This is a genomic window from Pseudomonas moorei, assembly GCF_042846945.1.
Classification (GTDB): Bacteria; Pseudomonadota; Gammaproteobacteria; order Pseudomonadales; family Pseudomonadaceae; genus Aquipseudomonas; species Aquipseudomonas moorei.
In genome coordinates this window covers 2,834,017-2,852,577 of the sequence record NZ_AP035776.1, presented here as the reverse complement: position 1 = coordinate 2,852,577, position 18,561 = coordinate 2,834,017, and the positions used below count along the sequence as shown (strand labels likewise).

The 18,561-nt window shown below is 56.0% G+C and carries 15 protein-coding genes and 2 pseudogenes; 4 read left to right on the top strand and 13 right to left on the bottom strand.

What is annotated here, in order from left to right:
• Positions 1-122 precede the first annotated feature (122 nt).
• Positions 123-716 (top strand): nitroreductase family protein, encoded by a 594-nt coding sequence (locus ACGJAX_RS13280; protein ID WP_090317499.1) that lies wholly within the window; start codon positions 123-125, stop codon positions 714-716.
• A 70-nt stretch (positions 717-786) separates the two neighbouring features.
• Here ACGJAX_RS13280 and ACGJAX_RS13275 read toward each other — a convergent pair whose 3' ends face one another.
• From ACGJAX_RS13275 to ACGJAX_RS13255, 5 genes are all read right to left on the bottom strand, one after another.
• The gene (locus tag ACGJAX_RS13275; protein WP_090317495.1) at positions 787-1,719 is read right to left on the bottom strand and encodes a D-2-hydroxyacid dehydrogenase; all 933 of its coding nucleotides are present in this window, start codon (positions 1,717-1,719) and stop codon (positions 787-789) included.
• A gap of 120 nt (positions 1,720-1,839) precedes the next feature.
• Positions 1,840-2,133 (bottom strand): YcgL domain-containing protein, encoded by a 294-nt coding sequence (locus ACGJAX_RS13270; protein WP_090317492.1) that lies wholly within the window; start codon positions 2,131-2,133, stop codon positions 1,840-1,842.
• Entirely contained in the window at positions 2,130-3,263 is a 1,134-nt protein-coding gene (gene rnd, locus ACGJAX_RS13265) for a ribonuclease D (RefSeq protein WP_247254732.1), read from the bottom strand. Before rnd ends, ACGJAX_RS13270 begins: the two co-directional genes overlap by 4 nt.
• A gap of 123 nt (positions 3,264-3,386) precedes the next feature.
• Positions 3,387-4,049 carry a class I SAM-dependent methyltransferase gene (locus ACGJAX_RS13260; protein WP_247254733.1) on the bottom strand — a complete coding sequence of 221 codons (663 nt, stop codon included), beginning with the start codon at positions 4,047-4,049 and terminating at the stop codon, positions 3,387-3,389.
• A 69-nt stretch (positions 4,050-4,118) separates the two neighbouring features.
• Positions 4,119-5,768, bottom strand: coding sequence for a phosphoethanolamine--lipid A transferase (locus tag ACGJAX_RS13255; protein WP_390959349.1), 1,650 nt, complete (start codon positions 5,766-5,768; stop codon positions 4,119-4,121).
• 116 nt (positions 5,769-5,884) lie between these two features.
• On the opposite strand from ACGJAX_RS13255, the gene ACGJAX_RS13250 reads away from it, so the two are divergent.
• The 3 genes from ACGJAX_RS13250 to ACGJAX_RS13240 all read left to right on the top strand — a co-directional run bounded on the left by ACGJAX_RS13250 (position 5,885) and on the right by ACGJAX_RS13240 (position 8,250).
• Entirely contained in the window at positions 5,885-6,286 is a 402-nt protein-coding gene (locus ACGJAX_RS13250) for a hypothetical protein (RefSeq protein ID WP_390959347.1), read from the top strand.
• Between the two features lie 13 nt (positions 6,287-6,299).
• Complete coding sequence (locus ACGJAX_RS13245) at positions 6,300-7,217, top strand: EamA family transporter (RefSeq protein WP_390959345.1); 918 nt, start codon at positions 6,300-6,302, stop codon at positions 7,215-7,217.
• A 97-nt stretch (positions 7,218-7,314) separates the two neighbouring features.
• The gene (locus ACGJAX_RS13240) at positions 7,315-8,250 is read left to right on the top strand and encodes a LysR substrate-binding domain-containing protein (RefSeq protein WP_390959343.1); all 936 of its coding nucleotides are present in this window, start codon (positions 7,315-7,317) and stop codon (positions 8,248-8,250) included.
• A 3-nt stretch (positions 8,251-8,253) separates the two neighbouring features.
• Here the strand turns inward: ACGJAX_RS13240 and ACGJAX_RS13235 are convergent, their stop codons facing one another.
• From ACGJAX_RS13235 to ACGJAX_RS13200, 8 genes and pseudogenes are all read right to left on the bottom strand, one after another.
• Entirely contained in the window at positions 8,254-8,619 is a 366-nt protein-coding gene (locus ACGJAX_RS13235; protein ID WP_390959341.1) for a 5-carboxymethyl-2-hydroxymuconate Delta-isomerase, read from the bottom strand.
• Between the two features lie 57 nt (positions 8,620-8,676).
• Positions 8,677-9,603, bottom strand: coding sequence for a LysR substrate-binding domain-containing protein (locus tag ACGJAX_RS13230; protein ID WP_090317473.1), 927 nt, complete (start codon positions 9,601-9,603; stop codon positions 8,677-8,679).
• A gap of 183 nt (positions 9,604-9,786) precedes the next feature.
• Entirely contained in the window at positions 9,787-11,511 is a 1,725-nt protein-coding gene (locus ACGJAX_RS13225; protein ID WP_247254738.1) for a diguanylate cyclase domain-containing protein, read from the bottom strand.
• The gene (locus tag ACGJAX_RS13220; protein ID WP_390959338.1) at positions 11,508-12,518 is read right to left on the bottom strand and encodes an extracellular solute-binding protein; all 1,011 of its coding nucleotides are present in this window, start codon (positions 12,516-12,518) and stop codon (positions 11,508-11,510) included. Before ACGJAX_RS13220 ends, ACGJAX_RS13225 begins: the two co-directional genes overlap by 4 nt.
• Positions 12,519-12,970: 452 nt before the next feature.
• Positions 12,971-13,483: pseudogene (locus ACGJAX_RS13215) on the bottom strand (methyl-accepting chemotaxis protein); the annotation flags it as partial.
• A gap of 393 nt (positions 13,484-13,876) precedes the next feature.
• Positions 13,877-14,503, bottom strand: a pseudogene (locus ACGJAX_RS13210) (chemotaxis protein); the annotation flags it as partial.
• Between the two features lie 886 nt (positions 14,504-15,389).
• Positions 15,390-16,814, bottom strand: a complete 1,425-nt coding sequence (locus ACGJAX_RS13205; RefSeq protein WP_390959336.1) for an aminobutyraldehyde dehydrogenase — start codon at positions 16,812-16,814, stop codon at positions 15,390-15,392.
• A 165-nt stretch (positions 16,815-16,979) separates the two neighbouring features.
• Complete coding sequence (locus ACGJAX_RS13200; protein WP_390959334.1) at positions 16,980-18,320, bottom strand: amino acid permease; 1,341 nt, start codon at positions 18,318-18,320, stop codon at positions 16,980-16,982.
• Positions 18,321-18,561: the final 241 nt, after the last annotated feature.

Sequence of the window (18,561 nt, the reverse complement as noted above, 5' to 3'; positions counted from 1 at the left end):
GTGCCGCGAGGCTCGTCGGCCAAGCGTTGGCGACTGTCGGTAGAACGCGCTTGTCAGTCTTTGCGCCGCCGAGTAGGGTTCTGCGTCGCCTTACACTTTAAAACTTAGCAAGGAATCTGTTGATGAGTGCCAACCCACGCGTTGCCGACTATGCCATCCACCCTCAATTCACCGATCGCTGGTCGCCGCGCGCCTTCACCGGCGAAGCCATTCCCGAAGAAACGCTGCTGAGCTTTTTCGAAGCCGCGCGCTGGGCACCGTCGGCGTACAACTCGCAACCCTGGCGCTTTCTCTACGCACGTCGCGATACGCCGAACTGGGAGCGTTACCTGGGCCTGCTCAACGAGTTCAACCGCAGTTGGGCGCAACACGCCTCGGCCCTGGTGATCGTGGTATCGAAGACCACCTTCACCGCGCCAGGCGCCACCGAAGAAACCCCCGCCCTGTGGCACACCTTCGACACGGGTTCGGCCTGGGGCCACCTGGCGCTGCAAGCGAGCATCAGCGGCTGGCATACCCACGGCATGGCCGGTTTCGATCAGGCGCTGACCCGCAAGGAGCTGAACATTCCGGAAGGCTACGCGCTGCACGCGGCCGTGGCGATTGGCAAGCTGGGGGACAAGGCGACACTGGCGGACTACCTGCAAGCCCGCGAAGAGCCGAGTCCGCGCCGTCCTTTGAGCGAGCTGGCGGCTGAAGGTGATTTCACCCTCTAAGAACAGCAACCCCCTGTGGGAGCAAGCTCGCTCTCACAGGTTTTGCCCAATATTCAAGTATGCGGTGGGTTCAATACCCGCGATTGAAATCCACTTCCCCGCGCAACGCCTCTCCGGCCTGATAAGCCCGCAAGTTCTCGACAAACAGCTTCACCATCAATGATGGCGAGGTCGGTGCCGAGCTGTGGCCGGTCAGCAACAGGCCCCAGGCCGTCCAGAATGGGTGGCGCTGTGGCAATGGCTCCTGACGGCAGACATCGATCACGGCGCCCACCAGATGCCCTTCTTTCAACGCTTCCACCAGGTCCGCATCGACCACCGCCACACCGCGCCCGACGTTGATGAACAAACCGGTCGGCTTGAACTGTTTGAACAACGCGGCGTTGTAAATATCGTGGGTACTGGGTGTATTGGGCAGCAGGTTGATCACGTAATCGACTTCACCAACCAGACGCGGCAAATCGTCGAGCGAACCGACCTCGATAAACGGTGCCTGCTCGCGGGCTGAGCTGGCGATGCCGTACAGCTCGACACCAAACGGCAGCAGGAACTGCGCCACCGTCTGGCCGATATCACCGGTGCCGACGATCAACACCTTGCGTCCCGCCAGGCTTTGGCCATGGCGACTGTCCCACTTACGCTCGACCTGACTGACCAATCGCGCCAGCACCTCCCGCTCGTGACCGAGCATGTAGGTGAGCACATACTCAGCCATGACTTGGCCGAAAATCCCCACCGCACGCGTCAGGCGATAATGCCGAGGCAAGCCGTCGGCCAACAACGGCGTGATACCCGCCCAGGTCGATTGCAGCCATTGCGGCTGATGACCTTGACGCAGCAGCGTCGCCAGCAGATCGGGTTGTCCGAGCCAGACTGGACAGTCGGCAGCCTGGCGGGCCAGTTCGGCGGAATCGCCGCTGGTCATCACTTCCAGGTCGGGTGCCGCTTCGCGCAGCAGTCGGGCGTACACAGGGTGGTCGTGTTCAGCAATCAGAACGCGCATGCTTCAACCTTTCAAAAAAACGCTGCCGACGACCGCCGACAGGTTTTCGCTGCGTCGACGCGGCCATCGCCAAAATCATTCCAGTGTTTCAAAAGGCTCTGAACAGAGCCTGTCTGCCGATTAAATTGGGTCGTTGCGGCGCAGCAACTCTTCGGGCAAGTGCTCGATGTACTCGTCTTCGGCTGGCGGCATTTGCAGGTGATAGCCTTGCTTTTCGAGGTTTTCCAGCACCACGGTGATGTCCTCGCGGGACAGTTTGCGCTCCGGGGTCAGCACCAGGTCAAAGGCGTGGATGGCTTTGCCAAAGGCAATCATCAACGGCTCGGGCACACGCTCCAGAGCATCGCTCTTGAGCACATACAGGTACATTTCGTTTCTTTTCGAGCTGCGGTAGATGGAGCAAATACGTTTCAAGGCTGTTCTCCGGCGGTGGCCAGGCTGTCAAGCAGCGCCTGGCCCATCAATTCGCGGCGCCAGCCACGCAGCGAATCAGGCAATTGGTAGGGACCATTGGGGAAGCCGCTCTTGAGCAGCGCTTCCAGGGTTTTCTTGCGCAGCATCAGCTCCGGCGCGATGTCGAGGCGCTCAGCCTCGGCCTGGCCGATGGCTTTCATCTGTTTGAGCAACGCGGCGGCATCCACTGGCAGCGGCTCGGGTACGGCGGGCGGCCATTGATCTGGCGACACACTGCCAGAGCGCTTGATCAGATCAAGCAGAAATTCGCCGTCCTGACGCACGGTACGCGGGTGCATGTCTTCGATCTTTGCCAGCGCACCGAGGTTGTCCGGCTGGGTACGCGCCAGTGGCCATAGCGAATGCTCGCGGATAATGCGGTTGCGCGGCAGGTCACGGGCACGGGCTTCTTTCTCGCGCCAGGCGCAGAGCTCACGCAACACGGCCAGTTGCGCGCGGGACAGCTTCCAGGCCAGTTTGGCGTCGCGATAGACCTCATACGGATCAATCTCGCGGCGCAGGTTGGCCACCAGTTCGGCACCGTCTTCCAGGACCCAGGCGTATTTGTCGTCGGAAAGTTTCGGACGAAGCTTCACGAACACTTCGGCCAGGTGCACGGCGTCTTCGGCGGCATAGCTGATCTGGGTATCGGAAAGCGGACGTTGCAACCAGTCGGAACGGGTCTCGCCCTTGGGCAGGTCGATGCCGAGCACTTCCTGCACCAAACGCGAATAACCCATGGAGAAACCCAGGTTCAGGTAAGCGGCAGCCAGCTGGGTATCGAACAATGGCGTCGGCAGGCTGCCGGTCAGCCGCAGCAGGACTTCGAGGTCTTCACTGCAGGCATGGACGACCTTGAGCACCGCCGGGTTCTCCAGCAGTGCGGCCAGGGGCTGCCAGTTATCGATGGTCAGCGGATCTATCAGGTAAGCGCGTACGCCATCGCCCACCTGCAGCAGGCCCGCGATGGGATAGAAGGTGTCGACCCGCATGAATTCGGTGTCGAGGGCAACGTATGGCAACTGCTGCCACTCGGTGCAAAACCGACCGAGGCTATCGTTGTCGCGAATCCAGTGAATATCGATGGCCACACGGCTCTCCCTTGAAGAATGGCGCGCAGTATATATCGCCCCCGGCGATTTCCGCGCATCCACTGAACAAGAGCATTAGCGAAAATACCTGCCGGATAGAAAGAATAGTCCGACAAAGGTGGGCTAGCCGGCCTTGCGCAGTACATAAACCCGCATCGGCGCGAAGCCTGGCAGGAAGTCCTGATGACTGAGTATGCAAAAACCCGCTTGCTTGAACTCGGCTTCCACTTCGGCCTTGCTGACCAGCGGACGGGCTGTAAGCCCCTCCCCGTCTGTACGGCGACCCTTGAAGCGGCCGCTGACCCGCACGGCGACAATCACGGTATCGCGCCCGACCCGGTGAAACTCGCGCAGCAGCGCCAGACGATGCTCGGAGCAGGCAATATGCTGAAACAGAAGCATGCAACAAATGCAGTCGACCGCATTCTCCGGCAAGCCAATGCTGAACGCCGAGCTTTGAAACGTCCTTATCCGCTTCAGCAGGCTCTGCGGATGGTGGGTGCGGGCATGATCGAGAATGTCCTGGGACGGATCGGCGGCGAGGATCACCCGATTCGCGTGCTCGGCCAGCACTGACCAGAAGCGCCCGACACCGCACGCCACGTCAAGGATCAGGCCAGGCTCGCCAGCGACCTTGAGCGCATTGCGAACCAGTCGCTCTTCACGCCAGAACCCCAGACGCCCGGCCAGGCCCTGCGCCCGCGGCTGCAGACAGGCACGGGCGTGTTCCTGGTCGTAGCGCCGGGCGAACTCGAGTTCGATGGCGGATGGGGGCTGAGCGGACATGTGCATTGGCTCTTGATCGTGGTTTTACCGGCCGCCGTTGAGCGGCCGCTGCATGAAAAAAAGGTCCCGCTACTCTTTGGCCAACACTCCGTCTTTCACCGCGCCACGGCATCCGGCAAACATATCCAGATCCGGGTCATAAGTCTTGCTGTTGACCTGCAGCAGACCCAACATTGAATGGAACAGGTTGTCCTGGCTCAGGGGTTTATCACGACCCTGTTGCAGGCAATGGGCGTCTACCGAAAACGACTTCTGGTAGCTATCGGAGAACCAGGCCAGCATCGCGACATGCTTCTGTTGTTCCGGCGCCAACATGTAAGGCGTGCCATGGAGGAACAAGTTGTATTCGCCCAGGGATTCGCCGTGGTCCGACAGATAAAGCATGGCGGTATCCACTTTCTGCTGGTTGCTGCGCAACAGATCGATCAAGGTCGACAACACATGGTCGGTATACACCAGCGTGTTGTCGTAGCCATTGACGATGCTTTCGCGACTGCAGTTGTTCAGCGCATTGCTTTCACAGACAGGCGTGAAGCGTTCGAATTCTTTCGGGTAACGCTTGAAGTATTCCGGACCGTGACTCCCCATCTGGTGCAAGACCAACACCGTGTCTTTGCTCAAGGTGTCGATGAAGTGCTGCAGGCCTTGCAAGAGGATTTCATCTCGACATTCGCTGTTGGCGCACAGTACCGGGTCTTTCAGGTCACTGACATCGTCGAGCGTGACCCGATCGCAAGTGCCTTTGCAGCCGGACTGATTGTCGCGCCAGATCACATCCAGACCCGCCCGCTTGAGCACGTCCAGCAGGCCTTCCTGGTTCTTGGCCTTGCTGGCGTCGTAATTATCGCGCCCCATGTTGGAAAACATGCAAGGCACCGACACAGCGGTTTCAGTGCCACAGGAATGCACATCGGTAAATGCAATCAGACCCGCCTCTTTGTTGAGCTTGGGGGTCGTGTCGCGGTTATAACCAAGAATGCCGAAGTTTTCCGCCCGGGCACTTTCGCCCACCACCAGCACAGTCAGGGACTTACGGTCATGGGCTTGCCAGGCCGGATTTCGCTGGGCATCTTCAGCGATTTTGACAAAGGGTTGCTGGACAGACGCAACCTGCTCACGCAAGTAACCGAACGAAGCACCCACGTAGTTGCTCGGCACCACCATCAGGCGCAACTCATGGTGGTTGCGAAACAACGATGACAGGCCTTGATAGTTGACCAGCGCAACGCCGCCGATAACCGCTGCCGACGCCACACCCACCAACACCTTACTGAGAAGCTCACGGTGCCAGGGGCGGTAGCTGACAGGGGTTTTCCACAAAAGGAACGAGGGCAAAACACCCAGCAGCAGGATGTAAACCAGCAATTTCAGCGACAGTAAATCACGCACTTCCGTGGCATTCGTCTCGGCGAAATTACGAAACATGCCGGCATCGATCAAGACGCCATATTGACTCATGAAATAAGCCACGCCTGCACTGACCATGAACAGCAGGGTCAGAATCGGTTTCAGGACGGGTCGGAAAGCCACCAGGCTCAGGACAATGTTGAAGGCTGCGAGGATCATCGCCCCGAAGGCAACGCGTATGACCATGCCCTTGCCATCAGCCGCGGTGATGTCGAACAGGTGTTGCCACAAAACAAAATTGAAGGCTACTAATAAAAAGGCACTGGCAATCAATGTCACCCACTCAGGGCGCACGGCTTTAATCTTCAACATGGGGGGGTCGGCTGTTCCTGAAAAGAAAGGCCTCGGCAAATGTGAAAATCTTCCATTTACCGCGACGGCGTAAACTTTAGACTGTCGTCCATCAATTTTTTGTGAAATGAAGCTAATTGACGGCTGGCTTCAGGTATCCGACAGAAACCTTTGACTTATTTGAGAACCGTTCAGCATTTATTCAGCTGTGTTCAGACCTGGGTCAAACACCACCGCCTGTCATCCTCGCCGGTTGCGCCGATGAACTGCCGGCATCGAAGGCCGATCAGCATTATTTAAATTTTAGATATGTCTCCGGACTTTCTGATTTGCGGCCTGCAGATCGCTCGCGCCTAATCGGCGTGTTGCTTATCAGGGCCGGCTTATGGAAAACCTTCGCTCAACCTCCCTTCCTTCCCCATCAGCGTGCCGGCGTCCCGACTGCACTCATGCAAGACACCGGGTATTTGACCGCCGGGCTCTCGCCGCTGATGGTCCGGCGCTTCAATCCTTTGCATGACGGTCGACACTTTCAATGACTTGGAGCTCCCCATGAATCGCACCGGATTCGCCACCGCTCACGCTGGCATGCTGCTTTGGGCATTATTGATCGCTGCATCGTTTTCCGCTGCGGCGCAGGTCAGCCAGGCCATAGACCCGATCCTGCTCACCGGTTTACGCCTGCTGTTTTGTGCGCTGGTATTTTTCCCCTTGCTGCTGTTCAAGGGCGATAGCGCCATGACCGTCCGCGGGCTGCTTGGTCACGGCGTACTCGGCTTGCTGCTCGCGGTGTATTTCGGTTCGCTGTTCGAGGCGCTGCGTTATACCTCGGCCGTCAACACCGGAACGATGTTTACCCTGGTGCCGCTGCTGACCCTGGGTTTCGAGGCGCTGCTCATGCCCGACAGCCACCTGAAACAACGACTGTGGCCGATGCTGATCGCCGCTGCCGGAGCCGCGTTCCTGGTGATGAAAGGCACGGGCCCCGATGAGCTGCCGTCGGTGTACGCGCTGTCGGTATACGGCGTCGGTTGCCTGGCAATGGCGCTCTACTCGCCCCTCAGCCAGCGACTCAAAACCGGTAGCCTAAAGGGACGTGGCCCTGTGGCCATGACCTTCTGGAACATGCTGTTCGGCGCAGCGTTCCTGCTGACGTTCTGTGGGTTCAGCGGCGGCTGGCGTTCGACGTCATTGCTGACAGTGACGGATGTCTACTGGCTCGTGTACCTGGCACTGTTTGCCACCCTGGCGACATTCTGGTTGTTGCATCGGGCCATTGGTGTGATCGCGCCGTCCTCCGTCATTTCCTACATTTACCTGAGCACACTGTTCATCACCCTGTTTCACTGGCTCTGGGGGCGCCAGTCGCCGTTGCCCCTGGAAGCACTGGGCGCCGTCATGGTCGGGGCCGGCATGCTTGCGCTGTTAAGGTCCAGCCGACGCGCGACACCTGTGAGCGTTGGACGTTGAAAATTTTCGGGACATTCTCCTTGCACGTTCATTGCGCTAGGATCGCTCGCACAGGTTTACGCACCAGCAGTGCCAGACGAGCCGCAAGAGGCAAGGAATGCTCAACAGCAACGTGCTAAGAAAGCTCGACATGCAGGACCTCATGGTGTTCGTTGCCGTGTACGAGCAAAGCAGCGTCACCGGGGTTTCCGAGGCATTGTGCGTCAGCCAGTCTACCGTGAGTTATTGCCTGAAGAAACTGCGCAACGGGTTCACCGACGAGCTGTTCATCAATACCCGCAGCGGCATGCGCCCCACATTCAAGGCCAGCACCATGTACCCCCACGTGCTGAAGATCCTCGAAAGCATCAATCTGTGTCACGCCGGGGCACCCGCATTCAATCCAGCGTTGCATCCGGCGACCTTCAACATTTGCGCGCCGGAATACTTCGAACAGTTGATCCTGCCGAATCTGCTGAAGAACTTCGCTTTCGCTGACCTCGCGGTGATGATCAACATGCACAAGCTCGAAACCGACATCCCGGCCGAGGCACTGCGCGACGGCAGCCTTGATCTGGTGATGGGTTTCGGCCCGAACTTTCATCGCAGCCACGGCGACTTCAATACGCGAACGCTGCTGGAGGACGATCTGGTCTGCGTCTTCGATAAATGCGCTACGCCGGCAGAGCCGCGCCTGAGCCTGCAAGCCTTCGTCGAACGCCGGCATGTGTTCCCGACACCATGGACTTCGACCACCAACATGGTCGACGGCTGGCTGTCACAGCAGGCGCGCCAACGGCACATTGTGGCGCGGGCCAATAGTTACAGCGCGGCGCTGAAAATGATCACCGGCACCGACTTCGTCCTGACGTTGCCCCGGCGCATCCAGCGATTGCTGGCCGATGAAGCAGCCTTCAATCACCGTGAAGCGCCGGAGGGCCTGCCGGGCTTCACGCTCGACATGCACTGGAGTCAAAAGGTCGATCAGGACAGCGCCAACACCTGGTTGCGCGAACAAGTGCTCATGGCCTGCACCAATCCGCAAGGGGCCTGAAACTCAGGCGCCGATGGCGGTTTTCGCGTAGGAATCGCGGTCAATGTCGAGGATTTCCACACATAACTGGACTTCAACGCCCGCCGGCCATTCACATAGATCTTTCACCACCGCCAGCAGGCTTTCGGACAACTGCTGCTTGATCTGAGGCGAACGCCCGCTCAGCACCGCCAGCTTCACATGCACGAACGCCCGCTCGGCCATTGCGGTACCGACCTTGAATGTCTCGACCTTCACCGCGCGACTCTTGATGTCGAACTCGGCAGCAAACTGACCGGAACCCACCAGCGTGTTGTTGAGCCGTATCAATGCCACATCGGCGTTCAGCTCGGGGAGGTTGGCGGTGTATTCCAGGTGCAGGTGAGGCATGGCGTTACTCCTGTAAGTTGGCGCAAAAATCATACATATAACACAGAGCTGTCCCGCTCAATGAGGTAGCGATTGCAGATTGCGCTGCCCCATGAACGACTCCAGACGGGAACGCAACCAGCGCTCAGCAGGGTCGCTGTCGGCATGACTGAGCCAGACCATGGACAGGTCAAGGGTCGGCGTCTTGAACGGAAAGGGTTCCTTGAACAACTGCCCGGTCGCGGCCATGGCCTCGGCCGCGTAATCCGGCAGGCTGGCAATCAGATCGGTCCCGGCAAGCAACGCCGGCAACGAACTGTACTGCGGCACCGAAAGCACCACTTGGCGCGTACGACCAATCTGCGCCAGCCACTCATCGGCGAAACCGCTGACGTTGGCGATGTGGGACACCAGCACATGCGGACGAGAACAATATTCATCGAGGGTCAGCGGCGTATCGGAGGCATCGGCACGTAGCACGCAAGGCTGGATGTGTCGCAGCAGCTTGCGCTTGGCATTGGCCGGCAGGTCACGCGTCTGGGTGATGCCGACCGTGACATCGCCGGACGCCAGCAAGTCGGGAATCCGCCAGTAATCGACATTCTGCACCACGAACACCACATTCGGCGCTTCCTGGCGCAATGCACGCAGCAGCGGCGGCAACAGACCGAACTCGACGTCGTCCGACATGCCGATTCGAAAGGTCATGGTGCTGCTGCCGGGGTCAAAATCGTGGGTCAGGCTCAACGCCACCGACAATGAATCAAGCGCCGGCGACAAGTGCCGAAAGATTTCTCCGGCTCGCGCCGTCGGCTCCATGCGATGCCCGACGCGAATGAACAACGGATCGTTGAACATCGTACGCAAGCGATTGAGCGCCGAACTGATGGTTGGCTGGCCGAGAAACAACTTCTTCGCCACCTTGGTGACATTGCGCTCGATCATCAGCGCCTCGAACACCACCATCAGGTTGATGTCGGCCTTGCGTAGTTCGTTGCGATTCATCCATTGACCCTGCGCCCATTCACTGTTGACAGTTTAGGGAGGTGGCGTAAGCGGCGTCTATGCGACTGATGAGAATCACCTGGCTACTTTGCGTTAATTGCAAATGCGCAGGGGGTAACAACAATCGGGCTCGATAACTTTTCAGACGTCTCAAGACCGAGGAGAAATGCCCCGACTCACCGGTCAGTGCTCACTCATCACCTCAAAGGAGTACCGGTTTCTACCCGCACTCTTTGCTTTATACATCGCATGATCGGCATGCTGGATCAGAGCGCCAATGTCGTTGCCGTCCCGTGGAAACATGCTCACGCCCATGCTGGCATGGATGTTCACCCCTCTTCCGTCGATCAACAGCGGCAGCTGAAAACAGACATGCAGTTTCTCCAGCAAAGCGACTATCTTGCGAGGATCCTGGACATCCTCAAAGAACATCACGAACTCATCGCCCCCCAGGCGCGCCACGTTATCGCGGGCCTCACTGGCTGAACTGAGCAGCTTGGCCACCGCTTGCAGCACCTGGTCACCAAAGCGGTGGCCCCACTGATCATTCACCTCCTTGAAATGATCCAGATCGACAAACAGCAAAGCCATTTTCTGACCGCTCTGCCGTGCACTGATCAGGGCCTGTTCCAGCCGCTCGAAGCACATCCGTCGATTGGGCAGCCCAGTCAGCGAATCGTGGCGAGCCAGATGTTCGAACGCAGCACGACTGTGGGTGAGATCCTTGAGCTGGGTCAGAATTTCCTCTTTCATCGCACGAAAGCTGCGTGCCAGTACGCCCAGTTCGTCTTGCCGAGGTGGCAGCTCGCTGATTTTCCGCTCCCGGGAAAACAACTCGACCGCTTCGGTCATGTTACGCAGGGGACGAATCAGCGCGCGGGACGCAACAAACGCCACCAGCAATGCCAACAGGCTGAAGAACACGGCAATTTGTGCAATATAGCCACCGGCTCGCGATGCTTGCGCCAGCACATGACTTTGCAGCTGCCCAAGGCCAAGAATGATAAACGGCTCGGATGTTTCGGAGTTGTTGGCAAGCCGCACAAAAGCCGCGACCAGACCATCCTGTTGATTTTGCTCGACGCTGCGACTGATCAAGCTGTTCGGGCCGCTCGGATCAAGGAGTCGGGACACCTCGGAAAACTCGTCTTGCAGAAACAGTCGGCGGCCCTGGTCGAAACCGAAGGTCCGCCGATGATCTGGATGAATCAACAAGTCGCCCCAACGATTACTGAGATAAACCTGATATTCATCCGGCAGATCGCTTTGCAGTTGGCTGAACAACTGATCCAGATCGACGTTGATGACCAGCAGCCCGAATACTTTTCCGTTAGCGTCGGCCACGGGCGTTGAAACATGCAGCGTCGGTTTGCCCAAACCGGAATGCGCACCTTGCTCGTGATTGATGACAATCGGCGAAATGCGCACATCGCCCGGAGCCAGCTTCAACGCCTCGAACACATAGGCAAAATGCCCCTTCTCTTGCAGATCAGCGCCACTGACCCTGACGATACGATCGCCGTCCCGATCCTGGCGAACCCATTCCAGCCCATGATCAGAGGCGCTGATCAAGCGAATCTGCATGTAATCGGGATGCGCCAGCAACATCGCACGGAACAATGCGGCCAGATCATCCTGCACATGACTGCGTTGCGCGGGGTCGCTGATATTTGCCAGTTGCTGTACGTGCGCACCGTTAGTCAACACGGCGGCATCCAGAGAAATATTGCGCAAACTGCTTTGCAGATTACGCCCGAGCACCTGAACCGCCGCTTGCAAATCGCGCTCGGCAGCCTGAAGCAATAATTCGCGACTGCTGTTATAGATGTAGTAGCCCGCGAGGGCCGTGGGCAACATGCCAAACACGGCCATCAAACAGCCAAGCTTGAAGGCGATGCCGAACCTCATTGCTGCACCGACGGCGGACGCTCGCCAGAAACGATACGTTGCCAAAGTTCAGTGCGGCGTTTGTCGTCCTCAACGGGACGTAGCCAGATCAAGCGACTTGAGGAACCTCCCTCATTCGGCTCTTGCAGTGTGTTAGGCAGCCCCTGACGTTCAGTGAGAAGGTTGCTGACCCCGGGTTCGAGCATGTAATTGATCCAGACGTTGGCCAGTACCGGATCACGCGCGCCACGACTGATTGCCCAGCAATCGAGCCAGGCCAGCGCGCCTTCGCGGGGGATCACATATCCCACGTCGATTCCCGCGTCGCGCAACTGCTTGAGTTGCTGGCGTCCATAGTTGGCAAACAGAAGCGCCACGTTATGCCGGCGAAACAACTCCGCGGCTTCCTCCGGTAGCGAGTAGAACGTCAACACGTTACGGCGCAGTGCAATCAATTGCTCGGATACACGCGGAAAATCGGCTGCCTCTATCCGAAATGGATCGCCGCCCAACGACAGGCTGGCCAAGGAAAAATTATGGTTGCTGGTATTGAACGCCAACACGCTGCCCCGAAATTTCGGGTCCCACATGCTGGTGATGGACTCGGGCGGCTGACTGAACTGCTTGCGATCATAGATCAGCCCCATGTCCGACCAGACGTAGGGAATGGCATAGATGCGACCGTCGACCACCACATCGGGGATTCTTGAATAATCGCGAAACCGTGGGAGCTGACGCGAAGTGTTGGCAATGCGCTCGGGGCGAAGCGGTTGCAGCAACCCTTGATCGGCGTAGTAGTGAACTTCCGCCGTATTGGCGGCGATCACATCGAAATTACCGCCCTGGTTTTCCGCCATCTTGCTTCGAAGCACTTCATCGCTACCGACCATGGTGACTTCGACTTTAACGTTGAAGCGTTTCTCGAAGCCCGCGACTACATCACTGTCGGCATACCCGGGCCAGGCGAGCACACGCAAAGTGTGCTCGTCGGCCTGCACCGGCAGTGATAGAAAAAAGATGAGAGGCATGACCCACAACGGGCACCGGTAACTCATGAAGACTGCCCACAGGATGCAATATTGCCACTATACATAGGGCAGTGAGCCGGTGTTTGGCAACCTTTTCGAACGGACTGCGCCTTCGGTCAGAATCGCTGCGCTTGAAACGGGATCGCAACCAGTCTGCGGAATGAAATGTCAGAAACGAAAAAGCCCCTGAAATGTTTGACCATTTCAGGGGCTTCGTCTTGTTCAATAATGGCGGAGAGATAGGGATTCGAACCCCATCATGTATTCTTGAGGACCGCTCCAGACCATAAAACGCTGCGCTTTCGATCTCTTCATGTGGCGTACTAAGGCCTGTGGCGGCCCTGAATCTGCCCTATTTTTGCCCTAACCTAATCCCTGATTCTCTAAATCCTTTTAGTTCAGCGAAAACGAGAGACAATGGGTAATCGAGTTCAATGCATGGCGAGGCAATACTACACCCTGAACTGATCCATCATTTTCATCTGCTGAGTTGTCAGGACATGCAACTGACTAGTGACCTGCGCCGACTCACTGGCCTGCTCCGTCAGGATTTCGGTCACGCTGCGGATTGCCGAAACGTTACGATTAACCTCTTCGGCTACTGCACTCTGCTCTTCCGCTGCGCTGGCGATCTGCAGATTCATGTCGCTGATGACTGTGACCGCATCACTGATCTTGCTCAGCGCCAGAAGTGCTTGGTGGACTTGTCCTGCGTTGCTGTGAGCCTTTGTCTGACTCAAATGCATTGTCACTACAATACCGCGAGTACCGGTCTGAATTCGCTCAATAACTTGGCGAATTTCCTCCACCGAATCTTGAGTTCGTCTGGCCAAATTGCGCACTTCGTCGGCGACCACTGCGAAACCACGCCCACTCTCTCCCGCACGGGCTGCTTCGATCGCCGCGTTGAGGGCAAGAAGGTTGGTCTGTTCTGCAATACTGCGGATTACTTCCAGGACTGTGCCGATCTGTTCGCTATTTACTGCCAGCGCTTCGACTTCGGTCACCGCCTGGCTGACGTCTTCAGCAAGAATGCTGATATCACGGGTACTGCGCTCAATAATGATCACACCATCCCTGGCCGCTTGGTCGGCTGCTCGGGCAGCTTGAGCAGCATTCGAAGCGCTGTTAGCAACATCTTGGGCAGTAGCACTCATTTCGTTTGAAGCGGTAGCCACTTGGTCGATTTCCCGGAACTGCACCTGCATACTTTCGCTGGTCTGTCGGGCAATTAATGAGGACTGATCAGCGGTACCACGGGCATCAATGGTGTTTTGCTTTATCAAAGCGATGGCCGGTTGCAGCTTGTCGAGAAAGCGGTTGAACCAAGTAACCAGTTCGCCAAGTTCGTCTTTTTTACTGTACTGCAAGCGCTGGGTAAGGTCGCCGTCACCGCTGGCAATCGCTTTGAGCATGCCTGCTACGCTGGTTATCGGCTGGGTCACGCTTGAGGCTGTAATCCAGATCAGTAAGCATCCAAGTAGGCTCGCTACAATAGCCACCAAAAGAGCCTGGATGGTGCCACCGGATTGGGCTTTGTCGAGCACCGATTGAAGTTTATCTGAATCGGCCAGCAGTACTTGGTGCGGTACATCAATGGCGACGCCCCAGGCCTTTACATCCGCAATCGGTTTGACCGGATAGACGGCCCGAATCAGCCCGCCTTGACGGAGGATTTTCGGTGTATCGCTGCTCAACGGCTGAAGGATTTGTTTTCCTCCCTCGCTAAGGGCTTCACTAATATTTGTGCCGACTTTGGTGGCATCCGAACTGAAAGCTGCGAGTACGCCAGTGTCGGAGAAAATCAGCATACGTCCTGAGCCGTTAAACAAATCACTCTGGGCGATCCTGGCATCTGATTGCAGTGAATTCAGAGCAATGTCCACGCCCACTACGCCTATGACCTTGCCGTCGACGATAAGAGGTGAGGAGATGGTCGTCATCAACATCAGTTTGCCGTCAATGGTATCCGCGAAAGGAGCCATCAGACAGGGCCGCTTGGTGTCCTGGGGGCATGTGTACCAACTGTTATAGGGTGCACCACTGATGCTGAGCTCAGTCCTGCTAAGATCATTGTCATTGATCAGTAGATTCATCACCTCCCCCGTCCCGCGGTTCCAGGCACTGGCGAAGCGGCCAGATTCATTCGACGCACGAGCTTTATCATTCGCGAACTCGTTGTCCTTTCCGTCTAAGGCATTACGTTCATAGACTAGCCATACGCCCATTACTTTGGGATTGCGCTCGAAAGTTGTTTTGATGCTTTGGTTGAGTTCTTCACGTAGTGTTGCGGCTGCTAGTCCGCGATAGTTTGCCATGTTGCGCAAGTCGTTCGCCTGGTCGGCCAGTGCTGTGATTATGGTCAGACCTGCACCGAAGGTTTTCTGCAAGTTTGCTGCTTGTTCGGCAGCCTTGGCTAGTAGCAAGTTCTCCCCACTGAGAGTAAGCATCTGGCTACTTGATTGACTAATGAGCTGCTTGTTCAGGTTGCTTTGATAGAGATTCATGCCGACAATCAGGCCCATTACGCCAAGCAAGCACAGCCCGGATAAAAGCACGATCTTTAGACGAATAGACATGGAGTCAAACATAGGACTATCTCACGAGTGAACAACTTTTTTAGTCGGATGAGTTCGCCCTCCGACTTCCTTATTCATTCAGTATCGATACGCATGCAGAGTACACAGATGTTTAGCTCATCGAACTGACATTAAATACCTAAGAGACCAGTGCACTTAAAAAATCATTGGGATTCCGCGCAGACTCCGTAAGTCAGGCTGCGCGGCTGTTCGTTCTGCACCTTATTTTGTTATGAAACAAGAATAGCGTCAGCGCCTACGAGGCTGCTGAAGAGATGGCTAGGGAGATCAATCAGTGCTTAAACATTACATGACGAATCACGGTGTAATCTTCCAAACCGTACATTGACATGTCCTTGCCATAGCCGGACTGCTTGACACCACCGTGCGGCATCTCACTCATAAGCATGAAATGCGTATTGACCCAAGTGCAGCCATATTGCAAGCGCGCAGCAAGGCGGTGCGCTCGCCCCACATCAGAGGTCCACACCGATGATGCCAGACCATAATCAGAGTCATTAGCCCAAGACAACGCCTGCGCCTCATCTTCAAACTCGGTCACAGAAACCACGGGGCCGAAAATTTCCCGGCGTACCACTTCGTCATCTTGTCGGGCGCCGGCGAGTACTGTTGGCTCGAAGAAGAAACCCGGGCCTTTGACTCGTTTGCCGCCAGTCACCACTTCTATGTGTGGAAGCAGCCGTGCTCGATCCACGAAGCCGACTACTCGGTCCAAATGTTGTTGAGTGATCAGCGGACCTAGCTCAGTCTCAGGATCATCCTGAAGACCATATTTGATACTGGATACGGCAGCTCCAAGCTTCTCAACGAAGCGAGCATAAATACCTTTCTGCGCATAAATCCGGCAGGCTGCAGTACAATCCTGACCGGCGTTATAGAAACCAAAACTACGTATGCCATCTACAGCAGCATCGATGTCCGCGTCATCGAAAATTATGACTGGGGCTTTACCTCCCAACTCCATATGCATTCGCTTAACGGTATCCGCTGTCCCGGCGATAATATGACTACCGGTTGCTACTGATCCTGTCAGTGAAACCATCCGCACTTTCTCATGGGTGGTTAGCGGCCTGCCGACATTTGGCCCTCGTCCGAATACAACATTAACCACGCCAGGAGGAAAAACTGTCGCCATTAAGGAAGCTAACTTAAGCGCAGTAAGCGGCGTTTGCTCGGAAGGTTTAAGTACGACTGTATTACCGGCTGCCAATGCTGGAGCCAGTTTCCATGCGGCCATCATCAGTGGGTAGTTCCAGGGCGCAATCGAGGCGACGACACCCACTGGATCGCGACGGATCATAGAAGTATGACCAGACAAATATTCACCCGCCGCAGAACCTTGTAGACACCGACTAGCGCCCGCGAAGAAACGAAACACATCGGATACTCCAGGAAGCTCATCCGCCAACGCTGCCGAGTAAGGTTTGCCACAATTATCGGATTCCAGTCGTGCTAATTCTTCAGCATGGCTATCAATGATATCCGCAAGTTTGAGCAGCAATAGCGAACGATCTTTCGGGGTAGTTTGCGACCAACTCTCGAAAGCGGCGTCGGCGGCTTGCACTGCGCAATCAACTTGAGTAGACGTAGCCTCAGAAATTTCCACTAGTATATTACCGAGAGCTGGATTCATTACCGCGAGTCGTTCACCTTCGCCTGCGACCAATTGACCATTGATGAGCATATTAATGTGCATAAGCGTCTCCATCGAACACAGGAATTTGATCCCTGGACTCAAAAAGAATAAAGATTTAAAGGACAATAAATCGCTGACTGTGCCAGCCGCCCAGTGTGGGAGTCACGACCGATTTACGTATAGGCTGCATGGATTCCCATGCAGCCTCGTAGCGATGATTGGGAGCTATACGGGCATGTCCAACGATTGCTTGCCTTTCAGAACCCACGCGACGCCGCAACCTAGTACGAGCCATGCGATACCGACGAACTGCGCATTTGAATTAGCGCTGAACAATGCGTAGCAGAGAACGGCTGCACCCAGCACGGGGGAAACGATATGCCTAAAGAAAGAGCGATCAGACTTACCTTTGAAAAAAACGATGACAGAGACATGGAGCATCACATAGGCACACAACGCGCCGAACGTGACCATCGTTACGATCGTTTCAATCTGATCTTTGGCAACAACTGCAATCACGAGTGAGAGCGCAGCGACGAGATACAACGCGGTAGTCGGTGTTTCATTTCGATTAAGTTTAGTGAGCATATGAGGCAGCTTTTTATCGCGTGCCATGCAGTAGATGACTTTCGTCGTTGTGGCCTGAGAGATGAGTGCGTTAGCAAGCAAGGCAATCAATGCGTTCGTCAACGTAATGACAGGCAAGAACCAGGCTCCAACCACCTGGGTACTGACCGTATAAAACGCCACATCAGCGGCACCATCTTGGAATGTAGATCCCAAGGGAACGAACACGGACGCCAGATAGACTTGAGCAACGAATAGTACTGTCACGATCACGAGTAGCAACATCGTGGCCCGTGATACCGTTTTGCCGCCGCCCTCAGCTTCTTCGTTTAAAGTTGAAACAGCGTCAAAACCGATGAAGCTCAACGCGGCGATTGGCACGGCTCCAAATACAGCGGACATACTGAATTGAGATGGGTTGTAGAATGGCGCCAGTAGTTGAGCTTTGGAGACCGCACCTTCGGCGATAAGGCCGACCGCGAACACAACGAAGATCGCAAGAACGACCAACTGAATGACCAGCAGTACCTTACCAACATTCACGTTGACGGTAATACCGAACAAATTCACGATCATTGGGACAAAGACAAAAATCCCTAGCCAAACCGCTTTGTCAATGTGGGGGAACAAAGGTTGCAAGGCCGCCGCTCCGAGAATCGCAAGCAATGCTGGAAGCAATAGATAGTCCAGCAAGATGGCCCATCCAGCCATAAAACCAAACGTCGAATTGGTTCCTTGTGTCACATACGAATAAACCGACCCCGATAGAGGGATCCGTTTTGCCATTTCGCTGTAGCTGATTGCGCTGAACACCATCGCGATGGCCGCGAGCGTATACGTCAAGGCAGTCAAACCGTTTGACGTATTATGAATCGCTCCAAATACAGAGACAGGAGCAATTGGAACGAAGTAAAGCAAACCGTAGACAATCACGTCTGTCAGCGAAAGTTTCTTGCTGAGTTGCCGATCGACATCTGGTACGACCAAGGTATCACTCATTTTGTTGCCCCTTGACGATTGGCCCAGGCGCTCACCCGGGCATTGTTTATGTACGTTTGCAGCGTATTTCCAGCATCCGTTTTGGATACGCGCACCGCTTTTGTTCTCTACGGACATCGGGACTGCAAGGACCTATCAACTCAAGTGCCAGAAGTATTTTTGGCATTCGACAGGTACATTTTAAGAGTCCCTATTTCGGTCGACTATCGAACGAGCGAATGGAGCTTTTCGTGTGAGTGCA